The organism is Bacillus sp. K7 (genome assembly GCF_053903245.1).
In genome coordinates, this window is the sequence record NZ_CP096406.1 from 2,307,497 (window position 1) to 2,321,645 (window position 14,149).

Annotated in this window: 20 protein-coding genes; 2 read left to right on the forward strand and 18 right to left on the reverse strand. The window is 44.7% G+C overall.

All coding sequences use genetic code 11. The annotated features are described in order from the left end of the window. Window positions 1-177 precede the first annotated feature (177 nt). The 16 genes from yqhY to M1D98_RS11820 form a co-directional block, all read right to left on the reverse strand. Entirely contained in the window at window positions 178-585 is a 408-nt protein-coding gene (yqhY, locus tag M1D98_RS11745) for a fatty acid biosynthesis protein YqhY (protein ID WP_010328286.1), read from the reverse strand. A gap of 20 nt (window positions 586-605) precedes the next feature. Next, the gene (gene accC, locus M1D98_RS11750) at window positions 606-1,958 is read right to left on the reverse strand and encodes an acetyl-CoA carboxylase biotin carboxylase subunit (RefSeq protein WP_010328285.1); all 1,353 of its coding nucleotides are present in this window, start codon (window positions 1,956-1,958) and stop codon (window positions 606-608) included. A gap of 11 nt (window positions 1,959-1,969) precedes the next feature. Next, on the reverse strand, window positions 1,970-2,452 hold the full coding sequence (accB, locus tag M1D98_RS11755) for an acetyl-CoA carboxylase biotin carboxyl carrier protein (RefSeq protein WP_268539298.1): 483 nt from the start codon (window positions 2,450-2,452) through the stop codon (window positions 1,970-1,972). A 155-nt stretch (window positions 2,453-2,607) separates the two neighbouring features. After that, complete coding sequence (gene spoIIIAH / locus M1D98_RS11760; protein ID WP_268538238.1) at window positions 2,608-3,270, reverse strand: stage III sporulation ratchet engulfment protein SpoIIIAH; 663 nt, start codon at window positions 3,268-3,270, stop codon at window positions 2,608-2,610. After that, window positions 3,271-3,960: a stage III sporulation protein AG gene (gene spoIIIAG / locus M1D98_RS11765; protein WP_268524170.1), complete on the reverse strand. Its 690-nt coding sequence runs from the start codon at window positions 3,958-3,960 to the stop codon at window positions 3,271-3,273. It abuts the gene before it with no gap. Continuing rightward, entirely contained in the window at window positions 3,953-4,573 is a 621-nt protein-coding gene (spoIIIAF, locus tag M1D98_RS11770; RefSeq protein ID WP_010328281.1) for a stage III sporulation protein AF, read from the reverse strand. The genes spoIIIAG and spoIIIAF overlap by 8 nt, the downstream gene beginning before the upstream one ends. A 13-nt stretch (window positions 4,574-4,586) precedes the next feature. After that, the gene (gene spoIIIAE, locus M1D98_RS11775) at window positions 4,587-5,786 is read right to left on the reverse strand and encodes a stage III sporulation protein AE (RefSeq protein ID WP_010328280.1); all 1,200 of its coding nucleotides are present in this window, start codon (window positions 5,784-5,786) and stop codon (window positions 4,587-4,589) included. 18 nt (window positions 5,787-5,804) lie between these two features. Further along, on the reverse strand, window positions 5,805-6,206 hold the full coding sequence (gene spoIIIAD / locus M1D98_RS11780) for a stage III sporulation protein AD (RefSeq protein WP_003230228.1): 402 nt from the start codon (window positions 6,204-6,206) through the stop codon (window positions 5,805-5,807). A gap of 6 nt (window positions 6,207-6,212) precedes the next feature. Further along, window positions 6,213-6,419 (reverse strand): stage III sporulation protein AC, encoded by a 207-nt coding sequence (spoIIIAC, locus tag M1D98_RS11785; RefSeq protein WP_003153142.1) that lies wholly within the window; start codon window positions 6,417-6,419, stop codon window positions 6,213-6,215. 22 nt (window positions 6,420-6,441) lie between these two features. Beyond that, the gene (gene spoIIIAB / locus M1D98_RS11790) at window positions 6,442-6,957 is read right to left on the reverse strand and encodes a stage III sporulation protein SpoIIIAB (RefSeq protein ID WP_121642878.1); all 516 of its coding nucleotides are present in this window, start codon (window positions 6,955-6,957) and stop codon (window positions 6,442-6,444) included. After that, window positions 6,951-7,874 (reverse strand): stage III sporulation protein AA, encoded by a 924-nt coding sequence (gene spoIIIAA, locus M1D98_RS11795; protein ID WP_456279606.1) that lies wholly within the window; start codon window positions 7,872-7,874, stop codon window positions 6,951-6,953. The genes spoIIIAB and spoIIIAA overlap by 7 nt, the downstream gene beginning before the upstream one ends. Before the next feature lie 75 nt (window positions 7,875-7,949). Beyond that, window positions 7,950-8,231, reverse strand: a complete 282-nt coding sequence (locus M1D98_RS11800) for a YqhV family protein (RefSeq protein WP_010328278.1) — start codon at window positions 8,229-8,231, stop codon at window positions 7,950-7,952. Window positions 8,232-8,375: 144 nt separating this feature from the next. Beyond that, window positions 8,376-8,933, reverse strand: coding sequence for an elongation factor P (gene efp / locus M1D98_RS11805; RefSeq protein ID WP_010328277.1), 558 nt, complete (start codon window positions 8,931-8,933; stop codon window positions 8,376-8,378). Window positions 8,934-8,957: 24 nt separating this feature from the next. Beyond that, on the reverse strand, window positions 8,958-10,019 hold the full coding sequence (papA, locus tag M1D98_RS11810) for an aminopeptidase PapA (protein WP_121642879.1): 1,062 nt from the start codon (window positions 10,017-10,019) through the stop codon (window positions 8,958-8,960). Window positions 10,020-10,021: 2 nt separating this feature from the next. Beyond that, the gene (gene aroQ, locus M1D98_RS11815) at window positions 10,022-10,462 is read right to left on the reverse strand and encodes a type II 3-dehydroquinate dehydratase (protein WP_121642880.1); all 441 of its coding nucleotides are present in this window, start codon (window positions 10,460-10,462) and stop codon (window positions 10,022-10,024) included. 88 nt (window positions 10,463-10,550) lie between these two features. Continuing rightward, window positions 10,551-11,090, reverse strand: a complete 540-nt coding sequence (locus M1D98_RS11820; RefSeq protein WP_082022592.1) for a YqhR family membrane protein — start codon at window positions 11,088-11,090, stop codon at window positions 10,551-10,553. Between the two features lie 224 nt (window positions 11,091-11,314). On the opposite strand from M1D98_RS11820, the gene M1D98_RS11825 reads away from it, so the two are divergent. Beyond that, on the forward strand, window positions 11,315-12,271 hold the full coding sequence (locus M1D98_RS11825) for a DUF1385 domain-containing protein (protein WP_010328273.1): 957 nt from the start codon (window positions 11,315-11,317) through the stop codon (window positions 12,269-12,271). Window positions 12,272-12,310: 39 nt separating this feature from the next. Then, entirely contained in the window at window positions 12,311-12,706 is a 396-nt protein-coding gene (locus M1D98_RS11830; protein WP_100740138.1) for an SA1362 family protein, read from the forward strand. Here the strand turns inward: M1D98_RS11830 and M1D98_RS11835 are convergent. Continuing rightward, window positions 12,703-13,578, reverse strand: coding sequence for a patatin-like phospholipase family protein (locus M1D98_RS11835; protein WP_010328271.1), 876 nt, complete (start codon window positions 13,576-13,578; stop codon window positions 12,703-12,705). The genes M1D98_RS11830 and M1D98_RS11835 overlap by 4 nt on opposite strands. Window positions 13,579-13,703: 125 nt before the next feature. After that, window positions 13,704-14,132, reverse strand: coding sequence for a transcriptional regulator MntR (gene mntR, locus M1D98_RS11840; RefSeq protein WP_010328270.1), 429 nt, complete (start codon window positions 14,130-14,132; stop codon window positions 13,704-13,706). Between the last annotated feature and the right edge of the window lie 17 nt (window positions 14,133-14,149).

The following is a 14,149-nucleotide window of genomic DNA, read 5'->3' on the forward strand; positions in this document are numbered from 1 at the left end:
ATCAAGGTTTTTCACCCTATTACCGAATATTTTCACACACCTTGATATGATCATTCGGATTTCACGTTCATGAAGAAACTCGGCTGCCTTGAGCCGGCTTTCTTCATGCTTTGAAATATAGGGTAACGTGTAAAAAAACCAAAGGGCCGCCCTCCCCTTGGTTTCTTGTAAAGCCATTTACATTTCTTCGTCGATTTGGACTTCCTGGGCTTTTGTGTCAAATTGAATGCCGACGATGTGAATATTGATTTCGTTAATCGAAAGAGACGTCATATTTAATAAGGTTTGACGAATATTTTCCTGAACGGACGCTGCAACTTTCGGAATCGAAACGCCAAATGTGACGACGCAATATACATCGATCGTAATGCCGTCATCCGCCAAGTCGACTTTGACACCTTTGCCATGATTCACTTTACCGAAGCGTTCGACGACACCTGTCGCAAAGTTTCCGCGCATTTCGGCAACACCGTCAACTTCTGAAGCTGCTATACCGGCAATGACCTCGATGACTTCAGGTGCAATCTCAACCTTACCCAAATGCGTATCTTCTTGATTCATTTTAAGCAAGCTGTTGTCTTTCATTCAATTCACCTCCGTAAAAATTATGAGCCCATTACATCATATGTTTCTAAAAATTTCGTATTAAACTCTCCGCTAACAAATGTTTCATGTTCAAGCAGTTTTAAGTGGAACGGGATTGTTGTCTCAACGCCTTCGATGACGAATTCGCTCAATGCGCGCTTCATGCGGGCAATCGCTTCATCTCTCGTTTTTCCATACGTGATCACTTTCGCAATCATGCTGTCATAGTACGGAGGGATGGAATAGCCCGGGTAAGCAGCTGAATCGACACGGACACCAAGACCGCCTGGAGGCAGGTACATTTTAATTTCACCAGGTGACGGCATGAAATTTTTACTTGGGTTTTCAGCGTTGATTCGGCATTCGATCGCCCAGCCTTGAAATTCAACATCTTCTTGCGTGAGGCTCAGTTCCATTCCTGATGCCACTTTGATTTGTTCCTTAATCAAGTCAGTGCCCGTCACCATTTCTGTGACTGGGTGTTCCACCTGGATTCTCGTGTTCATTTCCATGAAGTAGTAGCGCTGTTCGTTGTAGTCATAAATAAATTCAACTGTTCCCGCGCCTGTATAGCCAACTGCTTTTGCAGCCTTAACCGCTGCATCTCCCATCTGCTCCCTGATTTCTGAATCGAGCGCCGGAGACGGCGTTTCTTCCAAAAGCTTTTGCAGGCGTCTTTGAATCGAGCAGTCACGCTCACCTAAATGGATGGTATTTCCATAGTTGTCGGCAAGCACTTGGATTTCAACATGACGAAAATCTTCTATGTATTTTTCGATGTAAACACCTGGATTTCCAAATGCTGTTGCAGCTTCCTGCTGTGTGATCTTAATGCCTTTGATCAGTTCCTCTTCGGTGCGGGCAACCCTGATTCCTTTTCCGCCTCCGCCTGCGGTGGCTTTTATAATTACAGGATACCCAATTTCATTAGCAAGCGAAACCGCTTCTTCCACATTTTCTATAATTCCTTGTGAACCCGGTACGATCGGAACGCCGGCCTGTTTCATCGTTTCCCGCGCAACGTCTTTTGTTCCCATTTTTGAAATGGCTTCGGCGCTCGGACCAACAAATGTGACGTTAACTTCTTCACACAATTCAGCGAAATCAGCATTTTCAGCTAAGAATCCATATCCCGGATGAATAGCGTCCGTGCCTGTCAGCTTCGCAACACTCACAATATTTGTAACGTTTAAATAGCTGTCTTTTGATGCTTTTGGTCCAATACAAAAAGCTTCATCAGCCATTTGAACATGAAGGGCATCTTTATCAGCTTCTGAATAAACAGCGACAGTCTCAATTCCAAGCTCTTTGCAGGCTCTGATGATTCTGACAGCAATTTCTCCTCGGTTAGCGATTAATAGCTTTTTAATCATGTTATGTCTCCTTACTCTGCTTTTACAAGAAATAGAGGTTGTCCGTATTCGACCAGCTGGCCGTTTTCTACTAATACTTCAACGATTTCACCGTTTACTTCCGCTTCGATTTCGTTGAAAAGCTTCATCGCTTCTACAATGCAGACAACTGTGCCTTCATTTACTTTTGAACCAGCCGTTACATACGGGCCAGCTTCCGGTGATGAAGAAGCATAAAACGTTCCTACCATTGGTGAAGTGATCTTATGCAGATTTTCATCCTGCTTTGGCGCTTCTTGGGCAGGTGCCGGGGCTGCTTGCTGCGCTTGCGGCTGAGCTGCCTGCGGAGCCTGTGCCTGCACTGGTGCTGCCGGCGCCTGCTGCATCACTTGAACAGTGCCCGCTTCATGTTTTTTCAGTTTTAAAGATACACCTTCATTTTCATATACGAATTCATCAATTGAAGACTCGTCAATCGCTTTAATCAGCTCGTGGATTTCTTTACTATTTAACATTCAATCGCACTCCTATGTAAGAAATTTCTTTTTTTATAGGTTACTACTAAAAGTACATACTATGTTTATCTTACAGGAGCGGACTTTTGAATTCAACTCTAATATGAATGGCAACAAAAAGCCCGCTTGATAAGCGGGCGTGTTTTTCATCTTATTTACTTGGATGGCTCGAATGTGACGGCGACGTCTTTCATTGTTTTGATTTCTTTTGCCACAAGGTCTATGATGGCTGTCGCTTTAGATTTTGAGTGTTTGTCTGATTTGACTGTAATGTTGATTTTATCTCCTTCAGCATTGACGAGCGCGTCTTTGTAACCTTGTGTTTTAATCAGGGTTTCCAGCTGTTTTTCTGTCCCTTCCACTTCACTGAGAGCCGTCATTTTATCATAGGCTTCGCTCTTTTCCTTTGCTGTCGCATCATCGCTTGACACAATGGCATTCAGCTCTTCTCTCTCCTTGCTTCTGGCATCTTCTAAATCCAGACGGTACGTAGTAAACAGATCATCATCGGCTGTTTCTGTTACAACAGTTCCTTTTTCACTGGCTTCAGCGGATGTTTCCTTGTCTGCTGATGAATCTTTCGTTCCTTTTGTTCCATCTTCTTTATCCGTTTCTGTTTCAGTTTCCGGTCCGCTTTTTTCCTTCGTTTCTTCCTTGGCAGGCGCTTTTTCAGTCGCGACCTCCCCTGCGTCAGACGCGCTTTGTTCACTTTTCATTTGCACGGCATTTTTGCTTTCTGGAGACATGATATAGTAGACGCTTAACACCACGACAAGACTGAGCATTGTTAATAGCCAAACCGTTTGTTTTTTGAGCATTTATGAATCCTCCTTTATTTTTTTAGGGGCAACCGCAACCCGGTGGCTTGGAACATCCAGGACTCGTGTCACCGCTTCAATAATCGTTTGTTTTATTTGAACGTTGTCCACTCCTTGAGCAACAACGAGTACACCGCGTATATCAGGTTTCTTCGTTTGGACGACAACGGGCGTTTCTTTATCGCCGTTTTTGATCATCACGATTTCTTCTTCCGATGTTTGGTCTGTGACGCTTCTTGTTCCGCCTTCTTTATCGGTTTCTTCAGTGGTTGTATTTTTGTTTGATTTGTTTTTTTCATATACTTTCAGCGACGTTGCGTCAACATTCACAACAACCGAGACATCATCTACACCAATGATCGTTTCAAGAATTTCTTTCAGCTGATTTTCGTATTCTTTTTCATAATCGTCGATGGAGTCTTTCGGTTTATCAGATTTTGAGGCTTTAAACACTTCGGCTGCTTTCTCTTTGCCGGTTCCGGTATCCTGTGATGATACTGCCGTTATCGGTTTGGCGTTTTCCGTTTTCTCCGGCGAAGAAAACAGCTGGCTGACGAGCATGAAGGAAACTCCGAGAACAAAAACGAACAGAAAGTAATGATATTTGGTCAGCTTCGGCTTTTCGCCGCCCTTCGTCTGCCCCGGAAGAAACTGCTTTTTCAATACATTCCATAATCCGCTTTTATTCATTGCCGACACTCTCCCCGCCTTCCATATGAACCGTAATTTTCTCACTTCCGATTTCCCAAATGTCCGCAAGCTGCGACTGGATTTGTTTTGCTTCTTTTTGTTCGGCTGCTTCTTTTGTTACGTACGCATGATCTGTGTCAATGCGAACAGGCGCGACCGTTTGGACCGTGTTTTCAGAAGACGGGGCCATATACACGCTGATTGTTTGAATATCCTCTTCTGAATCTACCTTTTCTCCTGCCGTGAGTTTGATGTGGTCTACTTTGAATTCATCATGACTGAATCTCTCCTCCGCTTTCTTTTTTAGTTGGACAGCCATTTCTTCTAAAATATATGCACGCTGAGAAGCTTGTATTTCTATTTTTTTTGAATCGATTTGATTTTTTATGTCGGCGGACTCTGACTGCCCGTTTTTTGTGAGGTATTCAAAGATGACTGCAGGATCTGTGTTGAAAAGCTTAAAGATCGGCGTAAGCATGACGACAATTAAAAGCAGGCTGACTACCATTTTTGCGTACTTTTGCATGCTGGAGCTTGGCAGCAGCATATCAATCACAATAGCAAATAGGATAAACAACACGATGGTGGTAAGCCATTCAGTTAGAAAACTCATCCGCCAGCCTCCTTTATTTCATCATCATCGTGAGGTTTCCGGCTGTGATGATGACCGTTAGGCTTAAAAAAAACATGAGGGACACAATGGCGAGAGCTGCAAAAATATAAATGACGCTTTTGCTGATGACATCGAGGCAAGTAATGACGGGCCCGCCTCCAAGCGGCTGAAGAATCGCGGCTGCCAGCTTATAAATAAAAGCGAGGGAAAGCACTTTGATTGCCGGAAAGGCCGCTATACAAATCAATATAGCAACACCGAGAATCCCTACTGTGTTTTTCAGCAATAAGGAAGCGCTGATCACTGTATCTGTCGCGTCTGTAAACATTCGGCCAAGAACAGGAATAAAGTTTCCGGTTATAAATTTAGCCGTCCTGAGTGTAATGCCGTCTGTCACTGCAGCTGAGGCTCCCTGAACAGAGATGACGCCGAGAAAGATGGTGAGAAAGACAGCAAGCGCCCCGATGGCGATATTTCTGAGCAGATTGGCCAGCTGCGTAACTTTGTATTGTTCAGTCATGGTACTGACAATGCTTAGAATCGCTGATAAGAAAATCAGCGGCATGACGATATTCTGAATTAATAGACCGCTCGTATTCATTAGAAAAAGGATAACAGGATGAAAGAAGGCTGCAGATACAGCTCCGCCTGAGGAAGCCAAAAGCGCCAGGAGGAGCGGAATAAGCGCCAATATAAAGCTCGTCATCGTCTGAATGGCTTCTGTGGCATAATTGATTGCCACATGAAAACTGTTCAGTGCAAGGATAATCAGCACCATGTATACAATTGAGTAGGCGACCTTGCTGACGGTGCTTTGTTGAAACGCATTTTGCAGAAGCTGCAGGATGACGCAAAAAATGGTGAGTAAAATTAATGTGCCCAGCAGCTTGCCATTAGCCAGCACTTCATGAAACAAATAGGAAAAGAGAGCTTTCAGCCACTCTTGCGGTGAAAATGATTTATCACCATTGATAAACTCTAGTAAGCTGCCTTTTTGGCTTTCCGGCAGCAGTCCGCCATATTCTGTCATAATGTCATTCCAAAAATCACCGATCTTGTCTGTTTCAAGCGTAGCCGCTGTCCTTTCCGCTAATTGCTCAGCCGTTTCAGCATGTTCTTCCGCTTGATCAGCATTATCGGCTGCTTGTACCATTTCTGCACGGCCCGCTATGATCAGCACGGCCAGAACCAAAGCCCAGTGGAAACGCTTCAATCTACCGCCTCCTTTCGGTTATGACATAGAAGGTATAAGTCCGAGAATCGTTTCAATAATGACGGTTAAAATAGGCACAGCCATCACAAGAATTAAAATTTTCCCCGCTAATTCTATTTTCGAAGCGATGGCCCCCTGACCGGCGTCTTTTGTGAGCTGCGCTCCGAATTCAGCGATATAGGCGATTCCGATAATCTTTAAAATGGTTTCAACATAAACCATGTTGACGTTTGCATTGATTGCAATTTTTTCTATCATTCGAATAATGTCGTAGATTTGGTCTACCAAATAAAGAAAAATGGCACAGCCAGCAAACACGACGATTAAAAACGCAAAAGTCGGCTTTTGTTCTTTCACAATCAAAGAAAGGAAGGTGGCGATCAGCCCTAAACCTACAATTTGAACGATGTCAATCTGCAAGCCCCCCTATCCTTGGAATAAAAACACAGCTTTTATCTTTTTAAATAGGTCATCTACAATGGTGGCGACCATAAATAAAATATAGATAAAACCTAACAGTGTCACCCATTGGGCGTATTCTTTTTTGCCCATCTGATCCAAAATCGTGTGCAAAAAAGCCACCACGATTCCCACTCCGGCGATTTGAAATATCACATTCACGTCTACTCCCATTTTATTTTTGCTCCCCTCACGTTTACATCAATAGAAGAATGAGTAACAAGCCCGCTAAAAAGCCCAAACTTTTTATCATCTTTTCATTTTTCGCCTGTGCCTGCTCAGCATCCGCTTCGGAGGCTTCCAAGTGTGTAAGGGCCAGCTTGATATGCTTTTGCTGCGAGATTCGGTCATGAATCCCGAGCGTCTCGCCAAATTGCTTCAACACTTCATATTCGCTTTTTTTCAAAGACATGGTGTCCCACACCTTCTTTAAGCTTTGCTCCCACGCCGTTTTTGCGGAATCGCTTCCCTTGTCCAGCTGATTACTGAATGTGGTGAAAAGAGCCGAAACAGGCTGTGCCAGCTGCTTGGCAATCTGCTGTGAAGCGAGATGAAGCGGCGTATGGCCGTACATGATTTCAGCCTCGAGGGATTGGAGCGCCGCACGCAGCTGGCGGATTTGACGAGGCCGTTCCGTATACATTTTCGCCATCTCAAAACCTGTCCATGTTGTCGCCACCACAATGAATACAGCGCCCAGCAGCTTCAGCATGTCTTCACGCCCATCGTGCCAGACAGCACATTTCCATCTTTATCGTAAATGCGGCTTATTGTGCCCGGCCCCTTCGCTCTCGATAATTCCAAATAGCGGTCAAAGGCTCTTTCTTCCCACAAACGCTTTAATGAAGGGCGCTTCATCAGATCAGATATACTCCAGCCATGCGCCGATACGATGACTGAAACCCCTGCATGCAGCGCCTCAAGAAGGGCATCTGTATCTTCTATACGTCCAATTTCATCGACGATGATCACCTCAGGGCTCATAGACCGAATCATCATCATCAAGCCCTCAGCCTTTGGACAGGCGTCTAACACGTCAATCCTCTGTCCGAATTGATGCTGGGGAATGCCGCGCAGGCATCCGGCAATTTCTGAACGTTCATCGACGATTCCTGTTTTTGCGGGTGACATGCCGTTTTTGCCGGTGCTCGAGAGTCTCGCAAGATCTCGTAGAAGTGTCGTTTTACCAGTTTGCGGCGGACCGATAATCAGCGTATTCAGCCAGCTGTCTTGAAATAAGTATGGAAGCAGCGGCTCCGCAATCCCCAGTTTTTGCCGGGCAATTCGTATATTAAAAGATGCGATGTCACGGAGGCCTTTCACACCTCCGTTTTCCGTAATGACTCTGCCTGCCAATCCGACTCTGTGGCCGCCTCTGATCGTGACATACCCTTTCTTCAGCTCTTCTTCGAGCGTATACATACTATAGTTGCTAAGCCGGCTGACGATCAGATGGGCATCCTCAGCCGTGCCCGAATAGGACAAAAAAACAGGTTGTCCTTTCCGAATCAATTCAACAGGGCGGTTGACCCGAATTCTGATTTCTTCGATTTCCAGCCATTGATGTTCCGGCATTTCAGAAAGGGCGTTTTTCATGGATTCAGGGAGAACCTCAGCGATTTCATTCAACAGAGCCTCCTCCTTTCTGCCGATTGGCTTCTTTAAAATGTATGATGTGAGGCAGACTTTATGACAAGCCTCTCTTTATTTATGAACACCCGCCAGAATCAAAATCACACCGGTGAAAATCAGAATTAGCTTTGCATACGACAGCTGCCCGGCAATTTGGTAGATTCCGACAGTCATGGTGATGATAAAAATCAGCGGACCGACAATAGCGAGAATGCTGTTAACCACAACCGCCTTCCGGACATCATTTGTCACAAGCATGATAATCGCTGCCGTCAGCTCAATCATAGAGGATAAAACTCGCAACCCGGCCATTGTTAAAACAGTAGAATTGATATTTCCAAGCAAAAATTTCATAGCACTCTTCCAACCTCCCATTTTTTTATATGATATGCTCTAGCTTGCGGAAGTAGTCTTGTCATTTTCGTATAAAAGAAAGATTCTGTTTTTGGGCACAAAAAAAGCCTGCTCCCATTTGGGAACAGACTCCGTTTTTTTCGTCTATGCTCTTGAAACGTATGAACCGTCAGATGTGTTGACAACAAGTGTGTCGCCTTCATTCACAAAGAACGGCACGTTTACAATAAGGCCGGTTTCCGTTTTCGCAGGTTTTGTACCGCCAGATGCTGTATCACCTTTAATGCCAGGTTCAGTTTCAACAACTTTCAGTTCAACTGTGTTTGGAAGTTCGATACCGAGCGTCTCATCTTGGTACATCATAATATGCACAGACATGTTTTCAAGCAGGTATTTTAATTCCTCTTCGATTTGAGTCTCGCTTAGTTCAAGCTGCTCATAAGAAGAAGTATCCATAAATACATGCTGATCTCCGTTTGCATATAGGTATTGCATTGTTTTTGTTTCAATTTGCGCCTTCGCTACTTTTTCACCTGCGCGGAATGTTTTTTCCTGAATCGCGCCAGTGCGAAGGTTGCGGAGTTTAGAGCGGACAAACGCCGCGCCTTTACCAGGTTTTACGTGCTGGAAGTCAACGACGCGCCAAATGCCGCCGTCTACTTCGATTGTTAATCCTGTACGGAAATCGTTAACTGAAATCATGTTTAATGTCCTCCTATATTCCAATCACAAAATAATAAGTTCTTTTGGGGAATGGGTGATTGTCCGGTTGCCGTTTTCTGTAATCACGATGTCATCTTCTATGCGGACACCGCCTGTTTCTGGTATGTAAATGCCCGGCTCCACTGTGACCACCATGCCCGGTTCAAGGATAGCTGAAGATCTGACGGACAATCCCGGCGATTCATGCACTTCCATGCCGAGTCCGTGTCCGGTTGAATGGCCGAAATATTTACCGTAGCCTTTTGCCGCAATGTGATCCCTTGTGAGGGCGTCGGCTTCTTTCCCTGTCATTCCCGGCTTCATATGTGCGACGCCTAATGCCTGAGCATCAAATACGACCTGATAAATCTCCTTTAACCGATCACTGGGCTGACCTACAGCGACCGTTCGGGTCATATCAGAACAATATCCTTTATAATAAGCACCAAAATCAAGCGTAACAAGGTCTCCGCTTTCAATCAGTTTGTCACTGGCCACACCATGCGGAAGGCTTGACCGAAGGCCCGAGGCGACAATCATATCAAAAGAAGAGCTGTCAGCTCCCTGGCTTCTCATATAAAACTCCAGCTCATTGGCAACAGCGATTTCAGAAATGCCGGGTTTCATAAACGTCAAGATATGTTTAAAGGCATCATCTGCAATCTTCGCAGCTTCCTCTAATATCTTAATCTCTTCACTAGACTTAATCAAGCGCAACTTTTCCACAGATTCAGCCACGGGCACTAATTCAGCCTCGCTGATAACCGCGCTGTACGACGCATATGTGCCGTATGTCATGCTATTTTGCTCAAAGCCAAGGCGCTTGATGCCGAACGCTTCAACCGTGTCGGCGGTGGTCTGAATCAGGCTTCCGCCATGCTCAATGATTTCAAAGCCCTTTACCTGAACCTTCGCCTGCTCTGTATAACGAAAATCCGTAATAAACGCTGCCCTGTCACCTGATATCACAGCGAGGCCCGCCGAACCTGTAAATCCTGTCATATAGCGTACATTCGTGCTGCTTGTAATCAGCATTCCGTCAATCCCGAGCTGTCCTAACTGGTCTCTTAATTTCTCTAGTTTCATCTTTATTCTCCCCCTTGCTGGCTTAATAAGTAGCGAATCGCAAGCTTATAGCCTTCAGCTCCAAGTCCGACAATCTGTCCTTTCGCAACTGGAGCAATGACCGACTGATGTCTGAATTCCTCCCTTGCATATAAGTTTGATACATGCACCTCAACCACAGGAAGGCCGATGCTCGAGACAGCATCCCTGATTGCATAGCTGTAATGGCACAGCGCGCCAGGGTTCAGAACAATGCCGTCGTATTGCTCCGCTGCCTCATGGATGGCATCTATCAAATCACCTTCGTGATTAGACTGGAAGAAAGTGAGCTGGATATGTAAAGCTTCAGCAAATCGAAAAAGATCTGTTTCAATGTCGGTCAGTGTCCGGCGGCCGAATACCTCCGGCTCACGCTCCCCCAGCCGATTGACATTCGGCCCGTTTAAAATCAAAAAATGAGGCACATAAATCTCTCCTTTTCGCGAGGGTTTCCCATGTAAAAAAATGTTCACTTCTCGTGAACATTTTATCATAATGAAAAGGGATAATACACTATTCTCTATGCGCTGTTCCCAGCGCACGTGCAAGCTTTTCCGAATTCAGCTCATTGTATTCAAATGAGATGGAATAACCGACAAACAGCCCGTAAAGCAAATAGATGCAAATGGTCGTCATAACTGTATCTGCTTTCAGTTCGGTCACCGCGCGAACATCAGGAAAAATGGGATTGAAAACAAAAAACACGAGCAGCCAAAGCAGCAAGCCGTATAAAATGCCCGGCCACATTGTTTTCAGCCGTTTCAAAAGAAGAAAATATAGAAATGCTGCACCGATTGATAGAATGCCGATTAAAATGATGCTGACTACTGTTCCCAGTCCATGTTTTTTCCACTCTCCGAGTACAAACGGCTGTAAAATCATATTCGGGCTGACTTCAGAAAAATGAAACAAATACGCAATATAAGCGATAAAACTCCATAATACGCCTCCGAAAAAACCTGTTGCCGCCACCCTTCCGGCCATCGGAACAGGCGGCCCCTGCTTCTCATTCGATTGTTCATGTTGTTCTGTGTTTTTTTCGCTAGTCATCATGGCACCTCCAGTTAAAGTGTGCCCCAAAAATGAAATGTCAATAAAAAAGCTCACACTTTTTAACAGCTGCGAGTAAAATTTGAAATTAACGGGTATAATGCTTGTAGAAAAGCATGGCTATGACAATTTTTCAGCCTGTCAATCTAGAGGTTTAGCGCTGTTTCCTGTACAATAGAGTGAAAGGAAATGGTTAGCAATCCTAAAGAAATAGGCAGGTTGATAATATGTCAAAACATAAAATTCCTCCCGCTTACGGCGGGCAGGCAGTTGTAGAAGGCGTTATGTTTGGCGGAAAGCATCATTACGTTACAGCAATCAGAAGAACGGATGGAAGCATCGACTTTTTTAAGCTTCCCCGCAAACGCAACCCGAAACTGAACATCGTGAAAAAGATTCCGTTTTTACGAGGGATCGCGGCCATTATTGAAGCGAGCGCAAACGGCACCAAGCATTTGAATTTTTCTAGCGAACGTTACGGGCTTGATCCATCTGAAGACGAGACACTTGAGCAGGAAGAAAAAAAAGCCTCCGGGCTGTCTATGTATCTCAGCCTCGCGGTTATCGGCGTCTTATCATTTTTGTTCAGTAAATTCGTATTTACATTGGTTCCTGTTTTTTTAGCTGAACTGACAAGGCCGATTTTTTCATCAGACACAGCGCAAATCGCGGTTGAAAGCCTGTTTAAGTTGATTTTACTGCTCGGTTACATTTATTTTTTATCCATGACACCGCTCATTAAAAGAGTGTTTCAATATCATGGAGCCGAACATAAAGTCATAAACTGTTATGAACAGAATTTGCCAATTACAGTAGAGAATGTTCAAAACCAATCTCGGCTTCATTACCGCTGCGGATCAAGCTTTATTTTATTTACAATTATTGTCGGCATGTTTGTCTATTTGCTTGTTCCGACAGATCCGCTTTGGCTGCGTGTAATAGATCGTGTCGCACTGATACCGGTCGTACTCGGCATATCCTTTGAAGTTCTGCAGCTGACAAACAAAGTGCGTGATATTGCCGGACTGAAATGGCTTGGGTACCCGGGTCTCTGGCTTCAGCTGTTAACAACAAAAGAACCTGCGGATGACCAGGTTGAAGTTGCCATCGAAAGCTTTAACGAGCTTCTCAGACTCGAAGAAATGTCTGAACAAAATCAAAAGCCTTCTCACAACGTCATCTAATATCCGTTGCCCTGCTATTACTTTCGGAGGTGGACAGTTATGAATCATCGTGTACAACCTATTATTGCTGTATTAATTGCGCTGGGTGCGTTCGGTTTTCTCTATGTGCTGATAACCGATCCCGGAGAAATGGCAAAAATGGCGGTAACCATCATCGTGGCAGGCATCATTATTTACTTTATTGTAAAATATGTAATGAAACGAAATGCGGGCAGCGAAGGAGCGGCCTTCAAAAAAGCGGCGAAACAATCCCGGCGCCGGATGAAAGAACAAAAAGCGAAACACCGCGCCGGACATAAGGGACGTGTCAGCCACCTGCGAAGCGTTCCGAGCGCCAGCAAGCCTAAGCCGATGATTCTCAAGAAAAAAAGCCAGACTCAGCTGACTGTTATAGAAGGGAAAAAAAACAAAAAGAAAAACAGAGCGCTTTTTTAGTAGGTCCACTGTTTTAAAAACTGCTCTGTCCGTCTTTTACCTAGCTCAATCAGGGCTAGTTTTTTTTGTTGTGTTAATTGAAAATCGGTTGCCATTACGTCGTCAACCGGGAGAAATATGATGTTTTGTTCATAGCGTGACGCAATGTGCCTTGCGTCATGCGCATCCTTCATCGTTTCAAACAGGGCGCCGAACAGTTCGAAAGCGTTGCGGATATTTTTTCTCGGACGCTCCCTTTCCCGCGGCGCAAGTGTTACACCAATCACAGGGCGCTTTCTTTCCTTTGAAAACAGCCAGATGGGAAAGTTGCTTAACACCCCTCCGTCAACAACCGTGGCGGTGTCTGTATCCGTTTTTAATTTTATCGGCTCAAAAAAATACGGTATGCTGCAGCTCATTCTTACCGCTCTGGCCACCGGAAACATATCGGGATTTAGCCCGTAACGGACCAAATCGTCCGGCAAAATGATCATGGTGCCGTTTGTCAGATCAGAAGCGATAAGGCGAAGAGACCCTTTCTGCAAATCACCGAAAACCCGTATGCCTTTCGCTCTTAACAAATCAGCAATCCACTTTTCTAACGTATCTCCTTTATATAAGCCAAGGCGCCAGTAAATGGACACCCATTGGAGCATTTTTAAGGGGAGAAATGAGTACCGCTGATCCAGCAGTTTCTCTCCGTCCACTTCTTCAATTAACGCGTTGATTTCCTTACTGGTGTAACCAGATGCAATGAAAGCGGCAATAATTGCGCCCGCGCTTGTACCCGCAAGCCTTTTAAAGCGAAAGCCTTTTTCCTCAAGCGCTTCATAAGCGCCTGCAAGGGCAATGCCTTTTACTCCTCCGCCGGAAAATACACAGTCAATATACATCTCATTTCCCTCCCCCTCCATCCGATCGTTTATTACCATTTTAAGAAAACACGCGAAGAAATAGACCAACGAATGACGCGCGGCGCAGCGCATCAAAAAAGACGGCCTCCTTCGAGGCCGCCTTTTTACTGATTATGGTCTTCTGTTTTCTTTTGGATTGATTTCAGATGTTTTTTGCGGGCATCATCTTCTTCAAAATATTGAACAAGATCCCCGATGCGATCAATGCTGTTCCAGCTTAAGTGATGTTCGATTCCTTCGACATCGTTATATATTTTCTCTTCTTCAACACCAATGATTCTTAAAAACTGCTCAAGCAATTCATGTCTGTAAACCAGCCGTTTGCCTATTTTTTTCCCTTTAGACGTTAACACGAGACCGCGATATTTTTCATAAATTAAATATTCGTCTTTATCTAGTTTTTGAACCATTTTCGTTACAGAGGAGGGGTGGACTGCCAATGCTTCCGCAATATCGGAAACCCGCGCATATCCTTTTTCTTCAATCAGCATATAAATCTGTTCAATATAATCTTCCATACTTGGTGTTGTCATCAAAACCCTCCCAAAAA

Excerpts from the sequence above, each read along its gene's own strand:
- yqhY (WP_010328286.1), bottom strand. The coding sequence starts at position 585 with ATGAAAGACAACAGCTTGCTTAAAATGAATCAAGAAGATACGCATTTG.
- accC (WP_010328285.1), bottom strand. The coding sequence starts at position 1,958 with ATGATTAAAAAGCTATTAATCGCTAACCGAGGAGAAATTGCTGTCAGA.
- accB (WP_268539298.1), bottom strand. The coding sequence starts at position 2,452 with ATGTTAAATAGTAAAGAAATCCACGAGCTGATTAAAGCGATTGACGAG.
- spoIIIAH (WP_268538238.1), bottom strand. The coding sequence starts at position 3,270 with ATGCTCAAAAAACAAACGGTTTGGCTATTAACAATGCTCAGTCTTGTC.
- spoIIIAG (WP_268524170.1), bottom strand. The coding sequence starts at position 3,960 with ATGAATAAAAGCGGATTATGGAATGTATTGAAAAAGCAGTTTCTTCCG.
- spoIIIAF (WP_010328281.1), bottom strand. The coding sequence starts at position 4,573 with ATGAGTTTTCTAACTGAATGGCTTACCACCATCGTGTTGTTTATCCTA.
- spoIIIAC (WP_003153142.1), bottom strand. The coding sequence starts at position 6,419 with ATGGGAGTAGACGTGAATGTGATATTTCAAATCGCCGGAGTGGGAATC.
- spoIIIAB (WP_121642878.1), bottom strand. The coding sequence starts at position 6,957 with ATGCTGAAGCTGCTGGGCGCTGTATTCATTGTGGTGGCGACAACATGG.
- M1D98_RS11800 (WP_010328278.1), bottom strand. The coding sequence starts at position 8,231 with ATGAAATTTTTGCTTGGAAATATCAATTCTACTGTTTTAACAATGGCC.
- efp (WP_010328277.1), bottom strand. The coding sequence starts at position 8,933 with ATGATTTCAGTTAACGATTTCCGTACAGGATTAACAATCGAAGTAGAC.
- papA (WP_121642879.1), bottom strand. The coding sequence starts at position 10,019 with ATGAAACTAGAGAAATTAAGAGACCAGTTAGGACAGCTCGGGATTGAC.
- M1D98_RS11820 (WP_082022592.1), bottom strand. The coding sequence starts at position 11,090 with ATGATGACTAGCGAAAAAAACACAGAACAACATGAACAATCGAATGAG.
- M1D98_RS11825 (WP_010328273.1), top strand. The coding sequence starts at position 11,315 with ATGTCAAAACATAAAATTCCTCCCGCTTACGGCGGGCAGGCAGTTGTA.
- M1D98_RS11830 (WP_100740138.1), top strand. The coding sequence starts at position 12,311 with ATGAATCATCGTGTACAACCTATTATTGCTGTATTAATTGCGCTGGGT.
- M1D98_RS11835 (WP_010328271.1), bottom strand. The coding sequence starts at position 13,578 with ATGTATATTGACTGTGTATTTTCCGGCGGAGGAGTAAAAGGCATTGCC.
- mntR (WP_010328270.1), bottom strand. The coding sequence starts at position 14,132 with ATGACAACACCAAGTATGGAAGATTATATTGAACAGATTTATATGCTG.